Genomic DNA, 2,955 nt, shown 5'->3' with positions numbered 1-2,955 from the left:
AAGGAAGTACGTTGTCATCGGAGATACCGAATACAAGAGTCCCAATATCACTGGGCAATGGTGGAATATCAGCGCCTCACGCATACCTGTGGGTTGGGGGAATTATGAGGGGATCCGCCAGCGCCGCGTTAAGGGGTGAAGGCACGCAATACAAAAGTATCGGCAAAACGCCATAAACACTGAACCCAACGCATATTAAAAATGCCACGCGTGCCAAATCCCTCTTAAACGCCTTGTTATGTTTGGGCTTAACGTGAGCGCATGACTCTATTTTAAAATAAGTTACCTGTAGAAGACGATAGTTATGACCCCTATTTCAGAGATTACTTATTCGTCGTTTTCTTATTCTCAAGCATTAAATCGTATAGCTTAAAAGCTATACAGTAGCTAAGATATTGTACTGGCCACAATTCTAGCCCTAAAATATTTGTTGGATAGTTAGCTAACTCCCTAAACTTCAAATATAAAACCGCAGGCCACCAAATTATTCCCGCAGCTATCATTTCAAACCTGTAATACCACTCAAGTTCTATAGCTCCATCACTAGCCATCCCAGCATGAAGGAAAAGAAAATACCCCATAACAGAAAGCAAAGTAATCAAAACCAATCGCTTTATCCAAATCACGTATTTCCTCCGAAAACATAACGCCCAATTAAGGGGTGAGCAACGCTACCACCCAACCTAACGCATTGTACTTTAAACACTAAACTTGAAGTAGAAGCAAAAATACCAAGCGTTGAGAATCCCTCTTAAATTGTTTGTTATGCCTGTACTACTTTCTGAGTGAAGTGCTCAAAAGCCGTAACTTTAGAGTAACCCTCAGACAAATATAGACTTTTTGCAGATTCATTATCTATTGAAGTAGCAAGCTTAACAGTTAACGCATTGGTTTCTCTGGCATAAACTTTGACTTGCTGTAGCAATGCTTTACCAACACCCTTATGTCTCGCTGATTCAGTGACATACAAGTCATTCAAATACCACATTCGCTTCATCGCGACTGAAGAGTACGACGGGTAAAGCTGAACAAACCCCAACGGTTGACCATGATGATCAAGTGCTAGGAAAATGACTGAGTCTGAATGGTTGAGCCTCTCTTCAATGAAACTCATAGCCTGCGCTAAATCCGATTTTTGTCCATAAAATTGGCGATATAAATCAAATAATTGAGCGACAGCTTCAAGATGAATTTTATCTACTTCTACTATTTTCAAATTGACTCTCCTTGTCGATTTTTTTGGAAAAGGCATAACGCCCAATTAAGGGGTGAGCAACGCTACCACCCAAACCTAAAGCATTGTGTCATAAACGCTTAATTTGAAGTAGAAGCAAAAATGCCAAGCGTTGGGAATCCCTCTTAAATTGTTTGTTAGGTGCGTAGCTTATTCATGTACGACCTTTACCCATTTTGAGCGCCATTCTTGTGCTTCCATAGGATCAGGCCAGAATTCTTTTTGCTTGATGATTAAACCGTTTTCAACGGTATGAAAAGTAATAGCGCGGGCTTTTTGAACACTATCTGTAATCGATACATCAGTTACGACCGTTGCACCGTCACAGACTACCGAATGAACTTCAAACTCCCAAACACCATTTGCAGGGTAATAAGAATTGATAGCTGTGAAATTTTCTCTACCCACTGTAAGTTCATTTGATTGAGGCCAAAAACCTTCGAAATTAGGACTAAGCCACTCACTAGCTTTGGCAAAGTCATTAGTTTTCATCGCATCCCAAAAAGCTAGGACAACTTCCTTTGAATTCATTATTTCCTCCAAGCACCTAACGCCGCATTAAGGGGTGAACAACGCCTCCACCCAACCTAAATCATTGTGCCATAAACACTAAATTTGAAGTAGAAGCAAAAATGCCAAGCGTTGAGAATCCCTCTTAAATGCCTTGTTATGTGAATTTACACAGCGCACAAATGATTTAAAGGAGCCCATGCCAGTTCTTTCGGACTACCCATTTTACTACTCCAGATCCAGCCGTTTAACTCATGTTCTTTTACTAGAATTTCACCGATAGCCAAACGATGCTCCTTGGCGAAATAATCCTCAAGTGCAGTTACCTCGCCATTGTCGATAGCTAGTATTTGTTTAGGAACCCAACCTTCTTTGTTTTCTCCTCGGCAGAAAATCCAGTTTGCCCAGTCACCTTCTGGATTGGATTCCTCTACAAACTCCAATTTTTCGCCTGAAACGATTCTAATCGGCGATTCTGGAGCATCTTGATATTCTTTAACGACTTTGTATTCCATAGCTTATTCCACTCCATTCACATAACGCCCAATTAAGTGGTGAACAACGCACTGGCCAAGCCGCTGCATTGCACCATAAAACACTTTACTCAACGCATAGTAAAACTGCCACGCGTTGAGAATCCACTTGAATTGTTTGTTATGTGAATTTAACCGTGAATTCAAAGAAAACCACCGTAGAAACGAAGAAATTTGAATAAGTTACGTAAAAAAACGATGCTTACCAAACCCTAAATTTCACAGCGATCTGAGCCGAAGAGAGCCACTTACAAAATCAACGACAAAGAAAGCGCCCTTTCAGCAACCGCTAAACCTTTTGCTTCACTAGGCTTTCAGAGCTGAATGTCAGCAAGAAAATCCGTCAAAAAGACATTTCAATTAAAGCGATTTGAAACCAACGAAACTCAACACGAACCAGATCCAAAACTCAATTGAGGCAACCCAAAAACCTTGAAAACGCTCAATCTCAAGTTGTTCAAGAATCCATTTCGACCAAGCCAACTTGCCGAAAACACGGAACGAATTCTCAATGAAATCGTAGCTTTGACCTTAAAAACTCATCCAACACATAACGCCCAATTAAGGGGTGAGCAACGCTACCACACAACCTAAAGCATTGTACCGTAAACACTAAATTTGAAGTAGAAGAAAAATGCCAAGCGTTGGGAATCCCTCTTAAATTGTTTGTTATGTGAA

General features: G+C 40.6%; 4 protein-coding genes. All 4 read right to left on the bottom strand.

Annotated elements, in window-relative coordinates; translation table 11 throughout:
- Positions 1–323: 323 nt before the first annotated feature.
- Positions 324–626 carry a hypothetical protein gene (locus AACW06_RS19055; protein ID WP_069509380.1) on the bottom strand — a complete coding sequence of 101 codons (303 nt, stop codon included), beginning with the start codon at positions 624–626 and terminating at the stop codon, positions 324–326.
- Positions 627–763: 137 nt separating this feature from the next.
- Positions 764–1,216, bottom strand: coding sequence for a GNAT family N-acetyltransferase (locus tag AACW06_RS19050; RefSeq protein WP_192076273.1), 453 nt, complete (start codon positions 1,214–1,216; stop codon positions 764–766).
- 168 nt (positions 1,217–1,384) lie between these two features.
- Positions 1,385–1,765, bottom strand: coding sequence for a nuclear transport factor 2 family protein (locus AACW06_RS19045; RefSeq protein WP_025818922.1), 381 nt, complete (start codon positions 1,763–1,765; stop codon positions 1,385–1,387).
- Positions 1,766–1,911: 146 nt separating this feature from the next.
- On the bottom strand, positions 1,912–2,259 hold the full coding sequence (locus AACW06_RS19040; protein ID WP_176314184.1) for an SH3 domain-containing protein: 348 nt from the start codon (positions 2,257–2,259) through the stop codon (positions 1,912–1,914).
- Positions 2,260–2,955 lie beyond the last annotated feature (696 nt).

The organism is Vibrio sp. S12_S33, from assembly GCF_963889785.1.
Taxonomy (GTDB): domain Bacteria; phylum Pseudomonadota; class Gammaproteobacteria; order Enterobacterales; family Vibrionaceae; genus Vibrio; species Vibrio aestuarianus.
The sequence above is the reverse complement of the archived record's forward strand: the minus strand, read 5'-3'. Positions and strand labels throughout refer to the sequence as shown.